Annotated in this window: 20 protein-coding genes; 15 read left to right on the top strand and 5 right to left on the bottom strand. The window is 72.1% G+C overall.

The genetic code is table 11. The features are described from left to right. Positions 1–4 precede the first annotated feature (4 nt). The 14 genes from ABZ934_RS21980 (at position 5) to ABZ934_RS21915 (ending at position 15156) form a co-directional block, all read left to right on the top strand. The gene (locus ABZ934_RS21980; protein ID WP_361315747.1) at positions 5–1255 is read left to right on the top strand and encodes a PP2C family protein-serine/threonine phosphatase; all 1251 of its coding nucleotides are present in this window, start codon (positions 5–7) and stop codon (positions 1253–1255) included. Further along, positions 1255–2001, top strand: a complete 747-nt coding sequence (locus ABZ934_RS21975) for a MinD/ParA family protein (RefSeq protein ID WP_361315744.1) — start codon at positions 1255–1257, stop codon at positions 1999–2001. Before ABZ934_RS21980 ends, ABZ934_RS21975 begins: the two co-directional genes overlap by 1 nt. Positions 2002–2071: 70 nt before the next feature. Then, a complete protein-coding gene (locus ABZ934_RS21970; RefSeq protein ID WP_361315741.1) occupies positions 2072–2812 on the top strand; it encodes a type 1 glutamine amidotransferase domain-containing protein in 741 nt (246 codons plus the stop codon). A 34-nt stretch (positions 2813–2846) separates the two neighbouring features. Then, positions 2847–4340 (top strand): aldehyde dehydrogenase family protein, encoded by a 1494-nt coding sequence (locus ABZ934_RS21965; RefSeq protein WP_361315739.1) that lies wholly within the window; start codon positions 2847–2849, stop codon positions 4338–4340. 9 nt (positions 4341–4349) lie between these two features. Beyond that, a complete protein-coding gene (locus ABZ934_RS21960; protein WP_361315736.1) occupies positions 4350–4964 on the top strand; it encodes an NAD(P)-binding domain-containing protein in 615 nt (204 codons plus the stop codon). Beyond that, positions 4949–5497 carry a (2Fe-2S)-binding protein gene (locus ABZ934_RS21955; RefSeq protein ID WP_361315734.1) on the top strand — a complete coding sequence of 183 codons (549 nt, stop codon included), beginning with the start codon at positions 4949–4951 and terminating at the stop codon, positions 5495–5497. Before ABZ934_RS21960 ends, ABZ934_RS21955 begins: the two co-directional genes overlap by 16 nt. Before the next feature lie 4 nt (positions 5498–5501). Beyond that, on the top strand, positions 5502–7907 hold the full coding sequence (locus tag ABZ934_RS21950) for a xanthine dehydrogenase family protein molybdopterin-binding subunit (protein ID WP_361315732.1): 2406 nt from the start codon (positions 5502–5504) through the stop codon (positions 7905–7907). Then, complete coding sequence (locus tag ABZ934_RS21945; RefSeq protein WP_361315730.1) at positions 7904–8725, top strand: FAD binding domain-containing protein; 822 nt, start codon at positions 7904–7906, stop codon at positions 8723–8725. Before ABZ934_RS21950 ends, ABZ934_RS21945 begins: the two co-directional genes overlap by 4 nt. Before the next feature lie 30 nt (positions 8726–8755). After that, the gene (locus ABZ934_RS21940) at positions 8756–10015 is read left to right on the top strand and encodes an MFS transporter (RefSeq protein WP_361315727.1); all 1260 of its coding nucleotides are present in this window, start codon (positions 8756–8758) and stop codon (positions 10013–10015) included. Further along, a complete protein-coding gene (locus ABZ934_RS21935; protein WP_361315724.1) occupies positions 10012–11490 on the top strand; it encodes an ATP-binding protein in 1479 nt (492 codons plus the stop codon). The genes ABZ934_RS21940 and ABZ934_RS21935 overlap by 4 nt, the downstream gene beginning before the upstream one ends. A gap of 82 nt (positions 11491–11572) precedes the next feature. Further along, on the top strand, positions 11573–11914 hold the full coding sequence (locus ABZ934_RS21930) for a nuclear transport factor 2 family protein (protein ID WP_361315721.1): 342 nt from the start codon (positions 11573–11575) through the stop codon (positions 11912–11914). An 84-nt stretch (positions 11915–11998) separates the two neighbouring features. Then, entirely contained in the window at positions 11999–12646 is a 648-nt protein-coding gene (locus ABZ934_RS21925; RefSeq protein WP_361315718.1) for a TMEM175 family protein, read from the top strand. Between the two features lie 72 nt (positions 12647–12718). After that, positions 12719–13999 carry a transposase gene (locus ABZ934_RS21920; RefSeq protein ID WP_361315715.1) on the top strand — a complete coding sequence of 427 codons (1281 nt, stop codon included), beginning with the start codon at positions 12719–12721 and terminating at the stop codon, positions 13997–13999. Beyond that, a complete protein-coding gene (locus ABZ934_RS21915; RefSeq protein ID WP_361315712.1) occupies positions 13999–15156 on the top strand; it encodes an XdhC family protein in 1158 nt (385 codons plus the stop codon). The genes ABZ934_RS21920 and ABZ934_RS21915 overlap by 1 nt, the downstream gene beginning before the upstream one ends. 5 nt (positions 15157–15161) lie before the next feature. On the opposite strand, the gene ABZ934_RS21910 is transcribed toward ABZ934_RS21915, so the two are convergent. Then, positions 15162–15527, bottom strand: a complete 366-nt coding sequence (locus tag ABZ934_RS21910) for a hypothetical protein (RefSeq protein ID WP_361315709.1) — start codon at positions 15525–15527, stop codon at positions 15162–15164. Between the two features lie 253 nt (positions 15528–15780). Here ABZ934_RS21910 and ABZ934_RS21905 point away from each other — a divergent pair, with 253 nt between their 5' ends. Then, positions 15781–17223, top strand: coding sequence for a GuaB1 family IMP dehydrogenase-related protein (locus ABZ934_RS21905; RefSeq protein ID WP_361315707.1), 1443 nt, complete (start codon positions 15781–15783; stop codon positions 17221–17223). Between the two features lie 606 nt (positions 17224–17829). On the opposite strand, the gene ABZ934_RS21900 is transcribed toward ABZ934_RS21905, so the two are convergent. The 4 genes from ABZ934_RS21900 to ABZ934_RS21885 form a co-directional block, all read right to left on the bottom strand. Next, positions 17830–19065 (bottom strand): histidine kinase, encoded by a 1236-nt coding sequence (locus tag ABZ934_RS21900; RefSeq protein ID WP_361315842.1) that lies wholly within the window; start codon positions 19063–19065, stop codon positions 17830–17832. A gap of 20 nt (positions 19066–19085) precedes the next feature. Further along, positions 19086–20828, bottom strand: a complete 1743-nt coding sequence (locus ABZ934_RS21895) for a cation acetate symporter (RefSeq protein WP_361315705.1) — start codon at positions 20826–20828, stop codon at positions 19086–19088. A gap of 151 nt (positions 20829–20979) precedes the next feature. Beyond that, positions 20980–21255 carry a hypothetical protein gene (locus tag ABZ934_RS21890; RefSeq protein ID WP_361315702.1) on the bottom strand — a complete coding sequence of 92 codons (276 nt, stop codon included), beginning with the start codon at positions 21253–21255 and terminating at the stop codon, positions 20980–20982. A 212-nt stretch (positions 21256–21467) separates the two neighbouring features. Further along, entirely contained in the window at positions 21468–22304 is an 837-nt protein-coding gene (locus ABZ934_RS21885; RefSeq protein WP_361315699.1) for a LytTR family DNA-binding domain-containing protein, read from the bottom strand. Positions 22305–22351: the final 47 nt, after the last annotated feature.

Below are 22351 nucleotides of genomic sequence, written 5' to 3'. Positions count from 1 at the left end.
ACCCATGCCCTCCACGACCGTGATCATCCTTGACGAGTACCCGCCTCCGACGCCCGAACTGCTCGACGCACTCCGGCTGATGGACGCGGAACTCGTCCCCCGCACCCTGACGGAACTGCTGCGCGGCCCACTGGAAGTGCTGCCCGTCGCGGACGTGCTGCTCGCCCCGGCCGAGGCCGACGGCGAGAGCGTGCGGATGGCCGTCCGCCGGCTGCGCCGCTGGGCGGGGGCCCCGATCGTGGTCGTGTGGACCGTGTCCGAGTTCGCCGCCCTGGAGCAGCACGTACGGCTCGGTCACGACTACCTCGTACCGCCGTTCCTGCCGGCCCTGGTCGGCGCCCGGCTGCACAGCTGCTCCGAGCGGGCCGGGCTCGGCCGAACCCTGCGCGAGGCGGACGCCCGCGCAGAACTGATGGGATATGAGAAGGAGTTGGAGATCGGCCGGGAAATCCAGGCCGGCTTCCTGCCCGAATCGCTGCCCGTTCCGGCGGGATGGGAGATCGACGTACGCTTCCGGCCCGCGCGGCAGGTCGCCGGGGACTTCTACGACGTCTTCGAGATGTCCAGGGGCCGCCGCCTCGCGGTGGTCGTCGCAGACGTCTGCGACAAGGGCGTCGGAGCGGCCCTCTTCATGGCCCTCATCCGCTCGCTGCTGCGGCACACCGCCGAGAACAGCGGACTCCAGCACCTGATGGCGGCGGGCCGCACGGGCGGCAGCCGCCGTACCCCGGTCGTCGGCGCCACCCCGCTGCTCAACGCGGTCACCGCGACCAACGGCTACCTCACCCGCAACCACCTGCGGCAGGGCTACTTCGCCACCTTGTTCTTCGGCGTGCTCGACCCGCTCACCGGCAGCCTCGTCTACATCAACGGCGGCCACAACCCGCCGCTGCTGCTGTCCGGCTCCGGCGACGTACCCGTCCCGCTCGACGTCACCGGGCCCGCCGTCGGCGTCCTGCCCGACTGCGTCTACACCCTCGGCTACGCCCAACTGAACCCCGGCGACACCCTCTTCGCGTTCACGGACGGAGTACCCGAGGCCCGCTGTCCGCGCGGCACCTTCCTCGGCGACGAGCGGATGCTGGAACTGCTCGCCGGCCCCCCGGTGAGCGGCAAGGACGTCGTCGACCGGATCGACCTGGCGGTGCGCGAGCACACCGGCACCGCCGAACAACACGACGACGTCACCATGCTGGCCCTGCACCGGCCACGTGCGGCGCGGGGGCCGCACGCCGACCGAACGGCGGCGGCCTGATGACCCGGACCATCGTGGTGCACTCCCACCGCGGCGGTACCGGCAAGTCCTCGGTACTGGCGAACCTCGCGCTGCTGATCGCGGCCGAAGGACGCCGGGTGGGGGTGGTCGACACCGACATCCAGTCGCCCACCCTGGACCTGCTGTTCCGGATCGGCCCCGGCGCCGGCTCGCTCGCCGACTACCTCCTCGGCCGCTGCGAGATCGAGACCGCGGCCCAGAAGACCGGTGTGCCCGGCCTGTACGTCGTACCCGCCCGGACCGGGACCGCGGCCCTGCGCGAGCTCATGTCCACGGGCTACGACGTGGGGCTGCTCCCGGAGGGCTTCGACCGGCTGGCCGAGTACTACGCGCTCGACGTCCTGTTGCTCGACACCCACGCCGGGCTCAACAACGAGTCGGTGACGGCCATGGCCAGTGCCGACGTGGTGCTGATCATGGCCCGCGCCGACCGCGTCGACCTCTCCGGGGTCGAGGAGACCATCTCCCTCGCCGGGCGGCTGGCCTGTCGGCGGGCGCTCGTCCTGAGCATGGCCCCCGAGGGCGTCGACCGGGTGGACGCCCGCCGGCGCGCCGAGGAGGTCTACGGCGCACCCCTGGCCGGAATCCTTCCGTACGTACCGGAAATGGCCGCTCTGTACGGCGAGCGCATATTCGCAGAAGCCCATCCCGACCACCCCCTGGTCGGTGAATTCCGCACCATCATCTCGGCGCTGGACGCACGTGACGAAGTATCGCGCGCCTGACGCTCCCCCCTTACGCCCCTCGCGGGCGGCGTGTTGAATCGGCAGCGATTCCAGAACAAGGAGATCAGTCATGAAGATCCTCGTCGTCATGACGGCAAAGGCCACGCTCCATCTGCTCGACGGGGAACAGCACCCCTCGGGATTCTGGGCCGAGGAATTCGTCGTGCCCTACACCCTCTTCCGCGCCGCAGGCCACACCGTGGACGTGGCGACGATCGGCGGCCGGGCGCCGACGGTCGACCGGACCAGCATCGACCCGCAGTTCCTCCAATGGGTCCGGCCCGCCGGCTCCCCCGACGAAGACGCCGCCAACGCGGCCGAGTACGTCCGGGTCATCGAGGACACCCCGCAGCTGCAGAACCCGATCGCGCTCGAAACCCTCGGCGAGAAGGACATCGCCGACTACGACGGGATCTACGTCAGTGGCGGCCACGGCGCCATCGGGGACCTGCCCAAGTCCGACGAACTCGCCCAGATCCTGCGGTGGGCCATCGCCCAGGACAAGCCGCTGGCCACCGTCTGCCACGGCCACACCTCGCTCCTCGCGCTCCGCGACGGCGAGGGCCGCTGGCCGTTCGAGGGCTACCGGATGACGGCCTTCTCGCACAGCGAGGAACTCGTCACCAACATGGCCGGCCGGCTCCCGCTGATCCTGGAGGCCGAACTCACCAGACTCGGCGCCCGCTACGAGAAGGCCGAGGCGATCTGGGACTCCCACGTCGTCGTCGACCGCAAGCTCACCACGGGCCAGAACCCGTACTCCTCCAAGGCCCTCGCCGAGACCTTCTTAGCGCAGCTCGCGAAGGGCTGACAGGCCCCCCGCACCCCAGACACGGAAGGCAGCCATGACCAAGCGTGAGCTGAGCGGCCAGCCCCTCGCCAACCCCGGGAAGCTCTTCATCGGCGGCAGATGGGTCCCTTCCCAGGACGGCCGGACCGAACCGGACGTCAGCCCCGTGGACGGGCGGGAGATCGTACCGGTGGCCCAGGCCACCGCCGCCGACGCGGACGCGGCCGTGGCCGCCGCCCGCGCGGCGTACGAGGAAGGTCCGTGGAGCAGACTGTCCGCCCAGGAACGCGCGCTGCGGCTGAACCGGGTCGGGGAGCTCATCGAGCGGGACCTGGAGGAGATCGCCCTGCTGGAGACGGTGGACATGGGCAAGCCGTTCGCCTTCTCCAGCACGGTCGACGCCCCCATGGCCGCCCAGCTCATGCACTACTACGCGGGCGCGGTCACCCGTGTCGACGGCTCCTCCCGCGCGCCGGCGGGCGGCCAGCTCGCCTACACCCTGCGGGAACCGCTGGGCGTGGTGTGCGCCATCACCCCGTTCAACTTCCCGCTGCTGCTCTCGATGACCAAGATCGCCCCGGCCCTCGCCGCGGGCAACACGGTCGTCCACAAGCCCTCCCCTGCCACCCCGCTCACCGCCCTGAAGATCGCCGAGCTGTTCCAGGAGGCGGAGATCCCGGACGGGGTGCTGAACGTCATCACCGGTCCGGGCGTGGAACTGGGGGAGACCCTCACCGACCACCCCGGCATCGACAAGATCGCCTTCACCGGTTCCACCGCCGTCGGCCAGGCCATCATCCGCAAGTCGGCCGGCACCCTGAAGAAGGTCACGATGGAACTCGGCGGCAAGTCCGCCAACATCGTCTTCGCCGACGCGGACCTCGCCGCCGCCGAGGAACTGGCCTTCTTCGGCATCTACTACAACAAGGGCGAGATCTGCACCGCGGGCTCCCGGCTGCTGCTCCAGCGCCCCATCCACGACGAGATGGTCGAACGGCTGGTGCGGCGGGCCTCCGCCCTCAAGCCCGGAGACCCCCGCGACCCGGCCACCCTGTTCGGGCCGCTCGCCCACCGGGGCCAGTTCGACAAGGTGAGCTCGTACATCGAGGTCGGCGAGAAGGAAGGCGCCGTCCTGCGGACCGGCGGCAGCGGGTGGACGCCCGAGGGCGCTTCCACGGGCCTGTCGGGCGGCCTGTACTTCCTGCCGACCGTCTTCACCGGCGTCGACAACGGGATGCGGATCGCCCAGGAGGAGATCTTCGGGCCGGTCCTGTCGATCATCCCGTTCGACACGGAGGAGGACGCCGTACGCATCGCCAACGACAGCGCGTACGGCCTCGCCGCCGGGGTGCACACCAAGGACCTGCGGCGCGCCCACCGGGTCGCCTCGCAGATCAAGGCGGGCACCGTCTGGGTCAACTGCTACAACCAGTACGACCCCTCCGTGCCCTACGGCGGCTACAAGGCATCCGGCTACGGCCGTGAGTGCGGGCCCGAATCCCTGGAGAGCTACACCCAGACCAAGTCGGTCTGGATCGGCATGGACTGAGGAGCGTCAATGCGGACAGGCATCATCGGCACCGGACGGATCGGCACGGTCCTCGCCCGGATCCTGGTCGCCGCCGGCCACGAGGTCGTGCTCGCCAACGCCCGGGGCCCGCGGGCCCTGGCCCCGCTGCTGGCCGAACTGGGCCCCACGGCCTCGGCGGCGCACCCCGCCGAGGCCGCCGGCCGGGCCGACCTGGTGGTGCTGATGGTGCCCTTCGATAGCGTACGGGGGCTGCTGCCGCCGCACGTCGTACAGGACAAGGTCCTGGTGGACGCCACCAACGCGTTCGGCGGCCCCGGGACCCCCGCCGACCTCGGCGGCCGCGGCTCCAGCGACCTGGTCGCCGACTGGTATCCCGGCGCCCGCGTCGTGAAATCCCTGAACACCATGCATTTCGAGACTCTCGCCGTGGCCGGCACCGCACCGGGCGAACGACTGGCCCATTTCACTGCGGGCGACGACGGGAAAGCGAAGGAAATCGTCGCGGGAATCATCTCGGATCTGGGATTCGCCCCCGTCGACACCGGCCCGCTGCACTCCGGAGGAATCCTCCAACAGCCCGGCGGACCCCTCTACAACCGGCCGCTCACGGAAGCGCAGGCGCTCGCATGGATCTCTCACTGAACGTGAACGGAAGACCCGAGCAGTTCTCGGCCCCGCCGAACGAACTGCTCGTGGAACGGCTCCGTGACGGCCTCGGACTGACCGGGACCAAGGTCGGCTGCGACACCGGCCAGTGCGGCTCGTGCGTCGTCCGGCTCGACGGCAGGTCCGTCAAGAGCTGCCTGATCCTCACCGCCTCGGCCGCGGGCTCCCGGGTGACCACCATCGAGGGGGTCACCACCCCCGGCGGCGAACTCACCGGCCTCCAGGAGGCCCTGCGCCAGGAGCACGGCACCCAGTGCGGCTTCTGCACCCCCGGCATGGTCATGGCCCTGGGCGAACTCGTCGACAACACCGCCGACCGCGAGGCACCCACCGAGCCCGAGATCCGCGAGTGGCTCACCGGCAACCTGTGCCGCTGCACCGGCTACCACAGCGTCGTGCGCGGAGTGCAGCGCGCCTGCTCGGCCGCCCGCGCCGAGGAACCCGCCACCGCGACCGCGACCGCCACCGCGACCGCCACGGCCACCGCCGCGTCCGGACAGGAGGTGTGAGGCGATGACAGCAGTAACGGGGGAGAGCGCTCTCCAGGGCAACGGAGTGCTGGGACAGCCGCTGGACAGCAGGGAGGACCCGCAACTCCTGCGCGGCGAGGCCACGTACGTCGCCGACATCGACCTGCCGGGCACCGCCCACATGGCGATCCTCGGCAGCCCGGTGGCCCACGCGAAGATCCTGTCCATCGAGACCAAGGCCGCGGAACAACTGCCCGGCGTGCTGCAAGTGGCCACCGCCGCCGACTTCACCGACGTCATGCCGCTGCCCTGCATCTGGATACCCGGCGGGGTCGAGAGCCACTTCCCGCCCCACCCCTACGGACTTCCCGGCGCCCGCCCGGTCCTGACCGGTGACACCGTCCGGCACGTCGGCGACCCGATCGCCGTCGTCGTCGCCGAGACCCCGCGCCAGGCCGCCGCCGCGCTCGCCGCCATCGCCGTCGAGTACGAACCGCTGCCCGTGGTCACCCGGGCCGACGAGGCCCTCGCCGAAGGCGCGCCCCAACTGCACGAGGCCGTGCCCGGCAACCTGAACGCCTACTGGACCTGCGGCGACAAGGACCGCACCGACGCGGCCATCGCCGAGGCCGAGGTCACCGTCGAACTCGACCTCGTCAACCAGCGCACCATCAACAGCCCGATCGAACCCCGCGGCGCGGTCGGTGACTACCACGCGGCCACCGGCGAGTACACGCTCTACGCCTCCACCCAGGGCCCGCACAACCACCGCTTCCTGCTCTCCGCCCTGGTCCTCGGCATCCCCTTCAACAAGCTCCGCGTGATCGCGCCGACCGTGGGCGGAAGCTTCGGCACCAAGGGCTACCTCTACCCCGACATGGCGCTGGTCCTGCTGCTGTCCAAGGCGCTCGGCCGGCCCGTGAAGTGGGTGGACACCCGCACCGGCCTGATGAACTCCACCGTCCAGGGCCGCGACCACCGCCAGCACGTCACCCTCGCCGGCACCCGCGACGGCCGGATCACCGCCGTCCGCGCCACCAGCTACGCCAACCTGGGCGCATACCCCTCCACCATCGGCCCCGGAGTCGCCACCGCCCTGATGGGACGCTCCATCAGCGGAATGTACGAGATCCCCGCCGCCTTCTGCGAGGTCTACGCCGCCTTCACCAACACCGTCTCGCTCGGCGCCCAGCGCGGCAGCGGACGCGCGGAGGCCGCGTTCCTGATGGAACGCCTCGTCGACCGGTACGCCTCCGAGATCGGCATGGACCCGGCGGCGGTGCGGCGCAAGAACCTGGTGCCGAAGGAGAAGTTCCCGTACGACAACGGGCTCGGCTGGACCTACGACTCCGGGGACTACCAGCTCAACTTCGACCGGGCAGTGGAGCTTTCGGGATACGCCGACATGCCCGCCCGCAAGGCCGAGGCCCGCACCCGCGGCAAACGCCTCGGCGTCGGCCTGGCCACCTACGTCGCCATCTGCGGGGTCGGCCCCTCCACCCGGATGTCGAAGGAGGGCATGCTCGGCGGAACCTGGGAGAGCGCGAACATCCGAGTCCACCCCACCGGCGAGGTCACAGTGACCGTCGGCTCCGCCTCCACCGGCCAGAGCCACGGCACCGTCTTCGCCCAGGTCGCGGCCGACGAGCTCGGCATCGACCCGGCGCAGGTCCAGGTGCTGGAGGGGGACACGCAGAAGGCGCCGTACGGGCAGGGCACCTACGGCTCACGCTCCTACAGCATGGCCGCGCCGGCCGTCGCCCTCACCGCCCGCAAGCTCAAGGCGAAGCTCGTGAAGGCGGGCGCCGTCTTCCTCGGTGTCCCCGAGGACAAGGTCCTCTACGCGAACGGCGGTGTCCACGAAGAGGGCAACGAGGAAAACGCGAAGACCTTCGCCGAGCTGGCGATGGCCATGTGGTACGGCTGGGGACTGCCCCCCGAGATCGAACCCGCCCTGGACGAGACCACCCACTTCGACCCGCCGGACTTCAACTACCCGTTCGGCACGCACGTCGCGGTGGTCGAGGTCGACGAACTGACCGGCGAGACGGAGGTGGTGTCCTACACCGCCGTGGACGACGCGGGCCACATCGGCAACCCGAAGATCGTCCTCGGCCAGATCGAGGGCAGCATCGTGCACGGCCTCGGCCAGGCCCTGATGGAGATCGCCGAATACGGCGAGGACGGCCGGCTCGTCAGCGCCGACCTGGGCCACTACGCCCTACCGCGCGCCGCCGACGTGCCCTTCTTCTCCTTGGACAAGACGACCACGCCCAGCCCGCACAACCCGCTCGGCGCCAAGGGGGCCGGCGAGATCGCCACCGTGCCGCCGGCGGCCGCCGTCGTCAACGCCGTCGTCGACGCCCTCTCCGACCTGGGCGTCCGGCACATCGACATGCCCCTCACACCCGAGAAGGTCTGGCGCCGCCTGAGAGGGGAAGCCCAGTGATCCTGACCGAGTTCGACTACGTACGGCCCGTCGGTCTGGACGAGGCGCTGACCCTCCTCGGAACCCCCGGGGCGCTGGCCCTGGCGGGCGGCCAGAGTCTGCTGCCCGACCTCCGGGCCGGGGCCGCCCGGGCCCGCCTGCTGGTCGACGTACGGCACCTGGAGGAACTGCGGGGCGTCGAAACGACGCCGGAGGGGACGCTGCGGATCGGGGCGCTGACCACGCTCGCCGAACTCGCCGCGGACCCGCTGGTGCTCGCCCGGGCCCCGGAGATCGCCGCCGCGGCCCGCGCCAACGGCGACCCCCAGGCTCGCAACCTCGGCACCACCGGGGGGAACCTGGCGGCCACCGGCCGGGCCACCGACCTGCCGGTGGCGGCCATGGCCGCCGGCGCGGAGGTCGAACTGGCCGGTCCGCGGGGGCGGTCGACGGTGACGGCCGAGGACCTCGCCGCCTCCGGGGTGCCGCAGGGCCGTGTGATCACGGCGCTGCTGGTGCCGGCCGGCGGATCCGCCGCCGCCTTCGAGAAGAGCGCCGACCGGGCCACCCGTTACCCGCTGTGCGCGACCGCCGTACGCGTCACCGCCGACGGCCCCCGCATCGCGGTGACCGGAGCCACCGCCCGCGCCCTGCGCCTGCGCGGGGTCGAGGACCGGCTGCGCGGAGGCCCGTACACGACGGACAACGTGCTCGCGGCCTTCCGCGCCGAACCCCGGGAACTGTTCGTCCCGGGCCGCGGCACCTCGGCCGAGTACCTCGGCCATCTCGCGGGGGTCCTGACGGCCCGCGCGCTGGCGAGGGCCCAGGCGCTCGCCTGATCACCGTCCGACACGGGGGAGTTGACGACAGTGGCCGAACCGACCAAGACGACCACGGGGGACATCGCGCACCGGACCGGCCGGCCGGCCGGTGGGACCGGAGGCACCGGCTTCTGGGTGGTGGGTGCCGTCCTCGTGCTGCTGATGCTCTCCTCCTCCGTGCCGTCGGCCCTCTACGTGCTCTACCAGCAGAAGTGGGGCCTGTCCTCGGGCACCATCACCGTGGTCTTCGCCCTGTACGCCGTCACCGTGCTGGCCGGGCTGCTGCTGTTCGGGTCGCTGTCCGACACCCTCGGACGGCGGCCCGTGCTCGGTGCGGCGCTGGTCCTCGCGATCGTGTCCATGGGCCTGTTCGCCGGGGCCCAGGGGCTCGGGCTGCTGCTGGCCGCCCGCGCCGTGCAGGGGCTGGCTGTCGGCCTGGCCACGGGGGCGATGGGCGCGGCGCTGCTGGAACTGACCCCGCGCTCCAAACCCGCGCTCGGGGCCCAGGTCAACAGCGCGGGCCCCACCGTGGGCATCGGGCTCGGCGGCCTGGGCGCCGGCCTCCTCGTCCAGTACGGGCCCGCCCCGACCGTACTCAGCTACGCCCTGCTGGTCGGGGCCTTCGCGCTCACCCTGGTCGGGGTGGTCCGAATGGGCGAGAGCGCACCGGGGCTGCGGGGCGGCCGCTTCCGGGTCGCCCCGCACCGCATCCGGATACCGCCGGGCGCGGGCGGTCGCTTCGCAGTCCTGGTGCTCACCATCGTCGCCGTCTGGTCGGTCGGCGGCTTCTACCTCTCGCTCGGCCCGCACCTGGCCCTGTCCCTGCTGCGCAGCACCAACTACCTGGTCGGCGGCGCCACCGTGGCCCTGCTCGCGGGGGCCGCGACGGCCGCGCAACTGCTGCTCGGCCGTACCGAGGCGCTGCGCACCGCCGTCGTCGGACTGCTGGGCCTGCTGGCCGGCCTGGCGCTGGTGCTGCTGGCGCTCGGACTCGGCTCGGCCCCCGTCTTCCTCATCGCCACGGCCGTGCTGGGCGCCGGCTGGGGTGCCGCCTTCCTCGGCTCCTTCCGGGCCCTCAGCACCCTCGCCGATCCCGCCCACCGCGGCGAACTCACCGCAGCCGTCTACGTGTTCGCCTACCTCGCCATGAGCGTCCCGTCGGTACTCGCCGGAATGCTCACCAACATCCACGGTCTGCACCGCACCTCCGTGGGCTTCATGACCGCCGTCGCCGGGGTGTGCGCGCTGGCCCTGATCGTGACCTTGCGGCTGTCGGCCCGTACCAGGGCAGAGGGGAGCACCGCATGAGCGGCCCGGAGTTGCGGTCGGCCCTGCGCGAACTGGAGATCTTCGCCGGTCTCACCGAGGAACAACTGGACTGGCTGGTGTCGGTCTCCGAACCCCGGGTGCTGAGCGACGGCGAGGTCCTCTTCCGCGACGGTGACGAGGCCACCTGTTTCCACGTGCTCCTCGCCGGCGGACTCGTCGTCACCAAGGTCATCGACGGCCGGGAGGAGGTGCTCACCCGCCACTCCACCGAGGAGGAGAGCGCCGCCGCCGAGGAACACGACGGCAAACCCTCCGCCGCGCACCGCTTCACGGGGGAGCTGCCGCTGCTGACCGACGGCTCCTACGTGGCCACCGCGTCCGCGTCCGGTCCCGCGACCACCGTCGTCGGTTACCCGAAGCCGGTGTTCTTCGAGATGCTCACCCGCTGCCACGGTGTGGCGGCCGTCCTGCTGCCTGTACTGGCCTGGCGGATCAAGTCGTCCGAGGTGCAGGCCCGCAAACGGGCCACCGTGGAGGCGCTCGGCACCCTCGCCGCGGGGCTCGCGCACGAGCTGAACAACCCGGCGGCAGCGGTGGCCCGGGCGGCGCAGGAGCTGGCACCCGCCCTGGAGCGGCTGACCCGCACCGCGCACGCCTGGGGCGCGGCGGCCTCGGGGCCCGAACGCTCCCTGCTGGACCGGCTCACCGACGAGTTGGACAAGCTGCCGCCGCCGCAGACCGCCGACCCGCTGGCGCAGGCGGACGCCGAGGAGGAGATCGCCGACTGGGCCGAGGAGGCGGGCACCGAGCGGCCGGGACTCCTCGGAGCGGGCGTCTCGGACCTCGGGCTGGAGCTGGGTTGGCTGCTGGAGCGGCTGGAGGGGATCGGCGAGCCGGCCCTGCCCGCCGCCCTGGACCACCTGGCGGCGCTGCTGGAGATCCGCTCCCTGGCCGCCGAACTGCGGGCCGCGGGCCCGCGCATCTCCCAGCTCGTCGCCGCCACCCGCGATTACGCCAACCTCGACCGGGCCCCCGAACAGCGCTTCCCGGTGACGGGCGGGCTGGAGAACACGCTGGTCGTGCTCCGGTCGAAGCTCTCCGGCATCACCCTGGTACGCGAGTACGAGCCCGACCTGCCCGAACTGACGGGTTATCCGGGCGAATTGAACCAGGTGTGGACCAACCTCGTCGACAACGCGGCGGAGGCCATGGAAGGCGCCGGCACCCTCACCCTGCGGGCCCGGGCCGAGGGGGTCTGCATGGTCGTGGAGGTCGTCGACACCGGCCGCGGCATCCCCGAGGAGGTCCTGCCGCGGATCTTCGAACCCTTCTACACCACCAAGGACGTGGGGAAGGGCACGGGCCTGGGGCTGCACCTCAGCTACCGGATCGTGACCCAGCGCCACCACGGGTCGATCACGGCCCGCTCCCGTCCGGGAGAGACCCGGATGGTCGTGCGGCTGCCGCTCGCCACCCCGCCGCGGACGACCGCGGCAGCCGCTCCGGCCGGTTGAGCCGGTCGCGGCACCAGTTGAGCCCGTTCCCGTTGAGCCCGTTCCCGTTGAGCCCGTTCCCGTTGAAAGAGTGGAGTCGAACATGGCCACGTACGACATCTCCAAGCTGCACCCCGTCTTCGTCCGGCAGATGGAGGCGCTGGCCGCCCTCGACATCGAGGCGGTCATGAAGAACTACACGGACGACGCGGTGCTGCTGCGCTTCGAGGGGGCCTCGGTGGGGATCGAGGCCGTGCGCGAGACGTTCACCGGCTACCTCTCGGTCAAGCCCACGCTCGTCGAACTCCAGGAGTACATCGAGACCGAGGACACGATCTTCTACCGGGCGATCATGAACCTCAACGGACAACCGGAGCACGCGTTCGGGACACTTGTGGTCCGCGATGGCCGGATCTGGCGGCAGACCGCCGGATTCGGCGGCTGAGCCCCGAGAACTGGGTAGCGTGTGCGGGGAGGGCGGGGGCAGCGCCCTCCCCGCATGCGCGGAACGAGTGACAAAGGGGAGCCAATGGAGCGCGAAACCGGTCGCGTCGAGGCATTCAGCGACGGCGTGTTCGCCATCGTCATCACGATTCTCGTTCTGGAACTCAAAGTTCCGAAAGAAACGGGGTCGGAGTTCTGGCACGGCGTATGGGAGCAGTGGCCGCATTACGCCGCCTATGTGGTGAGCTTCCTCATCATCGGCGTCATGTGGGTGAACCACCACACCATCTTCAGCCACCTCAAGCGGGTCGACCGACCGCTGTTGTTCCTGAATCTCCTGGTGCTGATGGTGGTATCGGTGATCCCCTACACGACCACGGTTCTCGCCGAACACCTCATGGAAGAAGGCGGATCGGCCAACGCGGCCGCCATCCTCTACAGCTCGCTCACCGTCGCGTACGCCTTGGCGTTCCTCGCCTTCTGGTGGTACGTCACCCGGGTCGGCCACCTCTTCCACGAACAAGTCGACAAGGATGGCGCCCGGGCGACCCGAATGCGGTTCGGTCTGGGGGCGATCGCTTACCCCATGACGGTACTCCTGTCCTTTTTCTCCGCACCACTCACTCTCGTCGCACACTTCCTGATCGCGCTCTACTACGCGGCGAACCAGATCCCGATCCCACTCGTGGTAGAGGAAGAGCGGCTCGCGACTGCCGGCGACCTCAGGAAGTAGCCGCCCTGGCCTACGGCCGTTATCCGCGGTCAAGTAGGGTATTGGATCTAGCTGGTCGCGGGGGAGGCCCAGATGGCTCGCGTAGTCCTGCCGGAGGATTCCGCAAAGGAAATCTCCGAGTTGATCGATGTCCTGATCTCTCTGTTCTTCGAGTCATTACCCCGGCGGGACCAGCGAAACTGGGCCCGCGTTTATCTCAATGGTCTTGTGCGGACCAATGGGAAGAAAACAATCCGTAACATCGCCGGAACCGGCGCGAGTTCCGTCGAGCAGAGCCTTCAGCAGTTCATCAGCAAATCCCCGTGGGACTGGACCCCCGTACGCCGGTCCCTCGCCCAGCACATCGAACGCACCGCCCAACGCCCGCTCGCCTGGGTGGTGCAGCCGATGGTCATCGAGAAGGCCGGCGACCGCTCCGTGGGAGTGGGCCGGCAGTTCGTCCCCCAGCTCGGGCGCACCGCGAACTGTCAGCAGGCCGGGGGGATTTGGCTCGCCTCCAGCGAGGCCAGCTTCCCGGTCGAATGGACCCTCACCCTCCCCGGCCCGTGGACCAGCGAACTGCTGCGCCGCCGCCGGGCCGGCATCCCCGACACCGCTCGCTCGCTCACCCCCGCCCAGGACGCCGTACACGCCGTCCAGCGCATGGCCGCCACCTGGCAACTCCAGCGGCGCCCGGTGGTGATGGAGGTCGCCAACAGCGACCTCCCGCAGTGCGTCGAGTCGTTCGCGCTCCAGGACGTCCCCTTCGTCTTCAAGGTCGACGGCTCGCTGCCCGTCTCCTTCGGCGGGTCCGGGCGCCACAAGCCCGGCCCGCACACCGCGCCCGCCCGGGAACTCATCGACTCCCTGCGCTCCCAGCGGCGCGTCGTCGAATGGACCCGCCACGGCCGAGCCGAGGGGGCGGTCACCCTGCTGACCTCGGCCTCCATCCTGGCCACCGCCGGCGAGGAGCGGGCCGCCCCGCCGCCCCCCACCCCGCTGCTGCTCGTCGGGGCCTGGACGGAGGCGGCCCTGCTGCCATCCGAGTTCTGGATCACCAACATCGGTGATCGGCCGCTCGCCCAGCTCTTCCTGCTGGCCAAGCTCACCGACCGGGTCTCCCTGGACTTCGCCGAGACCTGCGAACCCGTCGGGATCCGCGACTTCGAGGGCCGCTCCTTCCGCGGCTGGCACCATCACGCCACCCTCGCCAGCGTCGCCCACGCCGCCCGGTTGCTGGGCAGCGCCGGGGGTCGCCTCCCCGACCCGACGGCCCTGCCCTACCAGGGCCCGACCAGACCCCGCCCGCCCGCCGTCCTGCCGCCGAGGCCGCTCATACCCGGGCAGGCACCCCGCCGCGCGTACATCCGCTGATGTGGGACATCGCGGGGGAACTCCGCACCTGGTGCGCCGAGCGGCGCGAGTTCGCACTGGCCACCGTCGTCGCCGTCAGCGGGAGCGCGCCGCGCGGGCCGGGTGCCTCACTGGCCGTCGACGCCGGGGGCACCGCGCTCGGTTCCCTGTCCGGGGGCTGCGTGGAGTCCGCCGTCCACGAGCTGTGCCTGGAGGCGATCGTCACCGGGAAAGGGGGCGTCCACCGCTTCGGGTACAGCGACGACGACGCCTTCGCGGTCGGACTGACCTGCGGCGGAATCCTGGACGTGTTGATCACCCCGGTACGGGGGCACGACCCCGTGCGACCCGTCCTGCGCACGGTGCTCGACCACGCCGGGACCGGCGCGCGGACGGCACTGGCCCGGGTGGTCTCCGGCCCGCCCCGCCAGCTCGGCAGGGCGCTGGCCGTCCACGCCGACGGCTCCTACGAGGGCCACCTGGGCGGGGAGCCCGCCCTGGACCGGGCCGCCGCCGAACGGGTCCGGGACCTGCTGCTCGCCGGGCGTACCGGCACCGTCGGGCTGGGGACGGCCGGCGGGCTGTGCGGCCGGCCCCTGACCCTGCTGGTCGAGTCGGCCGCGGAGCCGCCCCGGCTGATCGTCTACGGGGCCATCGACTTCGCCGCCGCGCTGGCACGGATCGGGGCGTTCCTCGGCCACCGGGTCACCGTCTGCGACGCCCGGGCGGTCTTCACCACCCCGGCCCGATTCCCCGACGCCGACGAGGTGGTCGTGGAGTGGCCGCACCGCCATCTGGCCGCCGAGTGGGAGGCGGGCCGGCTCGACGCCCGCACCGCCGTCTGCGTCCTGACCCACGACGCGAAGTTCGACGTACCGCTGCTGTCCCTCGCCCTGCGGCTGCCGCTCGCGTACGTGGGGGCCATGGGGTCTCGGCGCACCCACACCGAGCGGGCCGCCCGCCTGCGGGAGGAGGGGCTGCCCGAGGCCGCGCTGGCCCGGCTGCGCTCACCCATCGGCCTGGACCTGGGCGGCGGCACCCCGGAGGAGACGGCCCTCGCCATCGCCGCCGAGTTCACCGCCGTCCGCCACGGCGGCAGCGTGACCCCGCTGACCGACCGCCCCGGCCCCGTCCACCGCCGAATGCTCCCGGTGGGCGAGCCGGCGGGAACGGGATGAGGCCGTCAGCCCGCCCCGCCCTTGACGTGGTCGATGACCTGCTTGATCCCTTCGCTGGGGGAGAAGTCGACGTAGTCCGTGTCGGCGAGAGCCACCGGCACGTGCCCCGGCCCCCAGTAGAAGGCCTGCCCTTCCTCATAGACCGTCTCCCCATCGTGCGAGCGCATCAGCAGTCGACCCTTGAGGAGGTAGCCCCAGTGCGGACACTGGCACATGTCGTCGGGCAGCCCCGCGAGCGCCGGGGCCAGGTCCGTACCCTCGGGCAGGTGGAAGAAGCCCACGCTCAGGTCACCGCCGATCTCCTCGATCCGAACCTCCAGGCCGCCGTCCGCCAGAACAACGGGTGTCTCGTCGCGCTTCATCGCGGGCATGGTTCCTCCCAGGTGTTCCGCCGGAGGCGGGTGTCCCGAGCCGTCCCCCTCTCCCACTCTGCGCCGCTCGGCCGTCGCGGTCGCGACGAGCCGGGGATACGGCCTCGGTCTGGAGGAAGCGACCAGGTGGTCCCTTATGTCCTGGACGATCGGACCGGGCTGCATAAACGCCGGGCCATGGGAGAATGAAGTACGTGCGTTTCCTCGGCTGCCCTGTCGAGGGCCAACTCCGATCGACTGGGATGTTCAGCACGTGCGTTTCCTCAATGACCAGAAGCCGCCGTACGACCTGACGTACGACGATGTGTTCATGGTGCCGAGCCGCTCCGCGGTCGGTTCCCGCCAGGGCGTCGACCTCTCCTCGCCCGACGGCACCGGCACCACCATTCCGCTCGTCGTGGCCAACATGACCGCCATCGCGGGCCGCCGGATGGCCGAGACCGTCGCCCGCCGCGGCGGCATCGTCGTCATCCCGCAGGACATCCCGATCGAGGTCGTCACCGACGTCATCTCCTGGGTCAAGACGCGCCACCTCGTGCTGGACACCCCCATCACCCTGGCGCCCACCCAGACCGTCGCCGACGCGCTGTCGCTGCTGCCCAAGCGGGCCCACGGCGCCGGGGTCGTCGTCGACGCCGACAACCGGCCCGTCGGCGTCGTCACCGACCACGACCTGACCGGCGTGGACCGCTTCACCCAGCTCTCCGAGGTCATGTCGAAGGAGCTGCTGCTCATCGACGCCGACATCGACCCCCGCGAGGCGTTCAACAAGCTCGACGCCGGCCACCGCAAGCTGGCCCCGGCCGTCGACCAGGACGGCAGGCTCGTCGGCCTCCTGACCCGCAAGGGCGCTCTGCGCGCGACCCTCTACACCCCGGCGACCGACGCCGACGGCAAGCTGCGCATCGCCGCCGCCGTCGGTATCAACGGCGACTTCGTCGGCAAGGCCAAGCAGCTGCTCGACGCGGGCGTGGACACGCTCGTCATCGACACGGCCCACGGCCACCAGGAGTCGATGATCAACGCGATCAAGGCCGTCCGGGCGCTGGACCCGCAGGTCCCGATCGTGGCCGGCAATATCGTCGCCGCCGAGGGCGTCAAGGACCTGATCGACGCCGGCGCGGACATCATCAAGGTCGGTGTGGGCCCCGGCGCCATGTGCACCACCCGCATGATGACCGGCGTGGGACGCCCGCAGTTCTCCGCGGTGCTGGAGTGCGCGGCCGAGGCGAAGAAGCACGGCAAGCACGTGTGGGCCGACGGTGGCGTCCGCCACCCGCGCGACGTGGCGATGGCGCTGGCCGCCGGCGCGTCGAACGTGATGATCGGCTCCTGGTTCGCCGGGACCTTCGAGTCCCCCGGCGACCTCCAGCAGTCGGCGGACGGCCGCTTCTACAAGGAGTCGTTCGGCATGGCGTCGGCGCGCGCGGTGCAGAACCGCACCTCGGAGGAGTCGGCGTACGACCGGGCGCGCAAGGGCCTGTTCGAGGAGGGCATCTCCACCTCGCGCATGTTCCTGGACCCGACGCGGCCCGGCGTCGAGGACCTGATCGACTCGATCATCGCGGGCGTGCGGTCCTCCTGCACCTACGCGGGCGCGGGCTCGCTGGCCGAGTTCGAGGAGAAGGCCGTCGTCGGCGTCCAGTCGGCGGCCGGCTATGCCGAGGGCAAGCCCCTGCACGCCAGCTGGAGCTAATTCCCTTCCCGTGGCCCCGGACCGTCCGCTCGGACGGGTCGGGGCCACGGGCATGTCCGGCCGACCGACCACGCCGTTCGACCGGTGGACGGTGCCGTTCGGCGGTGCCGTTCGGCGGTGCCGTTCGACCGGTCGGCGCCGGGGGGTCCGATGAGCAGGCCCTCGCCGCCTCCACCGTGACCACGGCAAAGCACCGGTCCGTCGGGCGCACCACGCCTCCACCCCGCACCAGCCGGTCCGTCGCCGCCGGCAGGGCTCCGCCAGGCCGGGCCGGATCATCGGCCTCCCGCAGCAGGGCGATGACCGCCGCCCGGTCCGGTCCGTCGGGGTGCAGGCAGTCCAGTACGGCCCGCAGCGCGGGCCCCGCCCCGAGCGGGTCCGCGACGCAGTAGCGCACCCGGCAGCCCAGCGTCCGCGCCTCGACCAGCGCCTCCCGCACCGGAGCGGTCTTCCCCGCTCCGGCTTCCCCCTCCACGAGCAGACGGCTCCCACCGCCCGCCGCGCCGCCGCGCACCCAGTCCCGTAAAGCCTCACGCCGATGCTCTCGCCCGACCCGCACCTCGGCGGTCCCTCCGGTCATGCCGCGCCTCCCGCAGGATGCCACGTTCAAGGCCGGTCGGACCGTTCCCGCGGGCCGGAGGTGTGCACGCCCGCCCGGTACTTGGGAATCCGTACCGTGACCTTCATCCCGGCGCCGACCCCCGTTTCGATGACGAGCCCGTAGTCGTCCCCGTAGACCTGCCGCATCCGTTCGTCGACGTTCGGCAAACCCACCCCCGAGGAGGATCCCGCCCGCTCACCGGCCAGGATGCGGCGCAGCAGGGCCGGATCCATCCCGACGCCGTTGTCCTCGATGGTGAGCACCGCCTCCGCACCCGCGTCCCGGGCCGCGATGGTGATCCGGCACCGGTCGGTGGAGTCCTCCAGCCCGTGCTTGACCGCGTTCTCCACCAGCGGCTGGAGACACAGGAACGGCAGTGCCACCGGCAGCACCTCAGGCGCCACCTGCAAGGTCACCGTCAATCGGTCCCCGAACCGGGCCCCCGCCAGGGCCAGGTACTGCTCGATGGAGCGCAACTCCTCGGCGAGCGTGGTGAAATCGCCGTGCCGCCGAAACGAGTACCGGGTGAAGTCGGCGAACTCCAGCAGCAGGTCACGCGCCCGCTCCGGGTCGGTGCGCACGAACGAGGCGATCGCGGCGAGGGAGTTGAAGATGAAGTGCGGGGAGATCTGCGCCCGCAGCGCCTTGATCTCCGCCTCCATCAGCCGCGTCCGCGACCGGTCCAGTTCCGACAGCTCCAACTGGACCGACACCCAGCGCGCCACCTCCGTCGCGGCCCGCACCAGCACCGCCGACTCCCGCGAGCCGTACGCGACGAGCGCGCCCAGCACCCCGTCCTCGCCGGTCAGCGGGGCGAACACCGCCCACTTCAGTGGGCAGTCGGGGCGTTGACAGCCGGTGCGCAGGCTCATGCTCCGCCCCGACTCCAGCATCCCCGCCACCCGGGCCATCGCCCGCCGCTGGTGGTGGTCGGCGCCCGGCCCGTCCCAGGCCAACACCGCCTTTCGGTCGGTCAGGCACAGCGCCTCGGTACCCAGCAGCGACCGCAGCCGCCGGGCGGCCTTGCGGGCCGCGTCCTCCGTCAGGCCGGCCCGCAGCGGGGGAGCGGCCAGCGAAGCGGTGTGCAGGGTGTGGAAGGTGGCCCGCTCGACGGGGGTGCCCAGGTCCATCCCCGTGGCGCGTTCCCCGCGCCGGGCGTGCCACCGGCCCGCCGCCCAGCCCAAGGCCGGCAGCCCCACCGTCGCCAGCGCGGCCACCGCCGGCAGCACCGCCCCCGTCACCGCCCCTGCCATCGCGCCCGTCACCGCCCCGGCCACCGGGCGCCCACGGCCCGGCGCCCGGCGACGGCCTCCGGCAGGTGAAACCGGGCCAGGGTGGCCGCGGTCCCGGCCGGGACCCGGGACCGGGTGGCCAGCGAGACCGCCACCATCGTCAGGAACCCCAACGGCACCGACCACACCGCCGGCCACGCCAACAGGGTGTGCGCCCAGCCCGCCGGCACCAGCCCCGCCCGGGTCGCCACTACCGCGCCGAGCGCAGCCCCGCCCCCGGTGACCAGCCCCGCCACCGCGCCCGGCGGTGTCAGCCCGCGCCACCAGATGCCCAGCACCAGCAGCGGGCAGAAGGACGACGCCGACACCGCGAACGCCAGCCCCACCGCGTCCGCCACCGGCACGTCCGTCGAGACCACCGCCCCCAGGAGCGGCACCAGCATCGCCACCACCACCGCGAACCGGAACGTGCGCACCCGGCGCCCCGGCAGCACGTCCTGGTGCAGCACCCCCGCCACCGCCATCGTCAGCCCCGAAGCGGTGGACAAGAACGCCGCGAAGGCGCCCCCCGCCAACAGCGCCCCCAGCAGCTCCCCGAGCAGTCCGCCCAGCACCCGCGACGGCAGCACCAGCACGGCGGCGTCGGCGTCCCCGGTCAGGGCCAGCTCGGGGGCGTAGATCCGGCCGAGCGCCCCGTACACCGGCGGCAGCAGGTAGAACACCCCGACGAGGCCGAGCACCACCAGCGTCGTGCGCCGGGCGGTCCGCCCGTCGGGGCTCGTGTAGAAGCGCACGGCGACGTGCGGCAGGCCCATCGTGCCGAGGAAGGTGGCCAGTATCAGCCCGTACGTGGCGTACAGCCGGTGTTGCCGCCCGGTTCCCGCCAGCCGTTCCGACCGGCCGGCGCCCCCCGGCCGGGCCTGTGCCGCGGCCTCGGGCACCGCGCCGTCCCGGGGGAACCGGAGCACCGCGTGGGCCCGCACGGTGTGCTGCCCGGCGGCCAGGGTCACCGGCTGCGCCGCGTACGAGCGGCCGTCCACCTGCCCCGTCACCGTCAGCGTCAGCGGCGCCGCCAGCGATATCCGCAAGTCCTCGGCCGGGGTGACGGTGGTGTGCTCGCGGAACACCGCCGGGGCGTCGAAGGTGGCGCGCGGCGCCCCGTCCCCGGCCCAGGCGCCGATCAGGAAGAACGCCGGGACCAGCAGGGCGGTGAACTTGAGCCAGTACTGGAACGCCTGCACGAAGGTGATGCTGCGCATCCCGCCCGCCCCCACGGCCGCCGTGACCACCGTGGCGACGACGACACCCCCGACCCAGTGCGGTGCCCCGGTCAGAATGGCCAAGGTCAGCCCCGCGCCCTGCAGTTGGGGCAGCAGGTACAGCCAGCCGACACCGATCACGAACAGCACCGCGATCCGCCGCACCGTCCGGGACTCCAGCCGGGCCTCGGCGAAGTCGGGCAGCGTGTAGGCCCCGGAGCGCCGCAACGGGGCCGCCACCAGGACCAGCAGCACCAGGTACCCCGCGGTGTACCCCACGGGGTACCACAGCATCTCGGGCCCTTGGAGCAGCACGAGCCCCGCGATCCCGAGGAAGGAGGCGGCCGAGAGGTACTCGCCGCCGATCGCCGCCGCGTTGAGGCGGGGACCGACGGTGCGCGACGCCACGTAGAAGTCGGAGGTGGTCCGGGATATGCGCAGACCCAGCGCTCCGACCAACACGGTTGCCAGGACGACGACGGTGACCGCGGTCAGCGCGTACGTCTGGTTCACCGGCGCGTCCTTCGACAGGGAGAGGGGTCTTGGGAGTGTACGCAGCGCCGAGGACCGGGCGACAGACGCGATCCGGCACAAGGCCGGCCGAACCGAAGGTCACCCCGCGGGGGTTCGGAAGGGTCGCAGGGCGGCCGGCGACGGTGGGGGATCAGACGGCCGGGTCGCGGTGTTCCGCGCAGTCCCGCAGGGCGATCTCCAGCTCCACGTACGACTCCTCCGCCCGCCGGAAGGCCAGCGTCAGCGCCGCTTCCGCACGCGGTGGCACCTGCTGCCGCGCGCCCTCCTGGGCGTCGTACAGCACATCGGCCCAGCGCGCCGCCACGCTGCGCAGCCGGGCGAGCAGCGCCTCGGCCTCGGCCGGGCCGGCGGGCCGGGTCCGGGGCAGTCCGGTGAGCGCGTCCAACAGCGCCTGGATGTCGGGCATGTGCGGGGCTCCTCCCGGACCGGAAGATCCACGATACGCAAGGGCCCCTCGGCCGGAGCGGGTTCCGTCCACCGCTGCGGCCGACGGGCCCGCCGGATCGCCGTACGCCCGTCCCGGCGCGACGAACGGCGCCCGCACACGCCGGACGGTCGGCGGATGCCGTACACCGCGGGCCGGACGGCGCCCGCGCGCCCCGGCCCCGGGTCCGGTGGTCAGCCGGTCGCCTGCCGCATCAGCAGCTCCCGCAGCTCCCGCGCGTGCCGGCGGCTGACCTGGAGCTCCGCCGACCCGACACGGACGCTGGTGGTGCCCCCGTCGAGGCGCAGTTCGTCGATCCGGCCGAGCGCCACCAGATGCCGCCGGTGGATCCGTACGAAACCGCGCGCCGCCCAGCGTTCTTCCAGCGTGGACAGCGGGATGCGCACCAGGTGGCTGCCGTCGTCGGTGTGCAGTCGGGCGTAGTCGCCCTGGGCCTCGACGTACGCGATGTCGGCGATCGCCACGAAGCGGGTCACCCCGCCCAGTTCGACGGCGATCTGCTCCGCGGATCGGTCGGCGACGGTGACCTCGGGGGCCGGTCTGCGCTGCGCGGGCACGACCGGGGGAGGCGACGCCGGGGCCCCGACCGGGTCCCCCGGGGCCGCGGGTTCCGCCGCCCGGGCCAGCTGGGCGCACGCCCGGCGGACGGCTTCCGCCAGCCGCTCAGGCCGCACCGGCTTGAGTACGTAGTCCACCGCCTTCAAGTCGAAGGCTTGGACGGCGAACCCCTCGTGCGCGGTGACGAACACGATCAGCGGGGGCGCCGCGAAACCGGCCAGCAGCCGGGCGACGTCCAGTCCGGTCAACCCGGCCATGTGGATGTCGAGGAAGACCACGTCGATGCCGTCGGGCCCGTCCGGGCCACACTCCAGCGCCCTCGTGACCCGACGCAGGGCCTCGGTGGCGTCCGAGGCGCCCTCGGCGGTGCTCACGCGCGGGTCGGAGCGCAGCAGGTAGAGGAGTTCCTCCAGGAGGGGCTTCTCGTCGTCGACGGCCAGTACGCGCAGCATGGAGCCGAGTCTAGGTTCCGCTCCGCCGGGGGGGAACGGTGGAGGAA

Origin of the sequence: Streptomyces sp. NPDC046557 (assembly GCF_040645975.1) — a bacterium.
Lineage (GTDB): Bacteria > Actinomycetota > Actinomycetes > Streptomycetales > Streptomycetaceae > Streptomyces.
The sequence above is the reverse complement of the archived record's forward strand: the minus strand, read 5'-3'. Positions and strand labels throughout refer to the sequence as shown.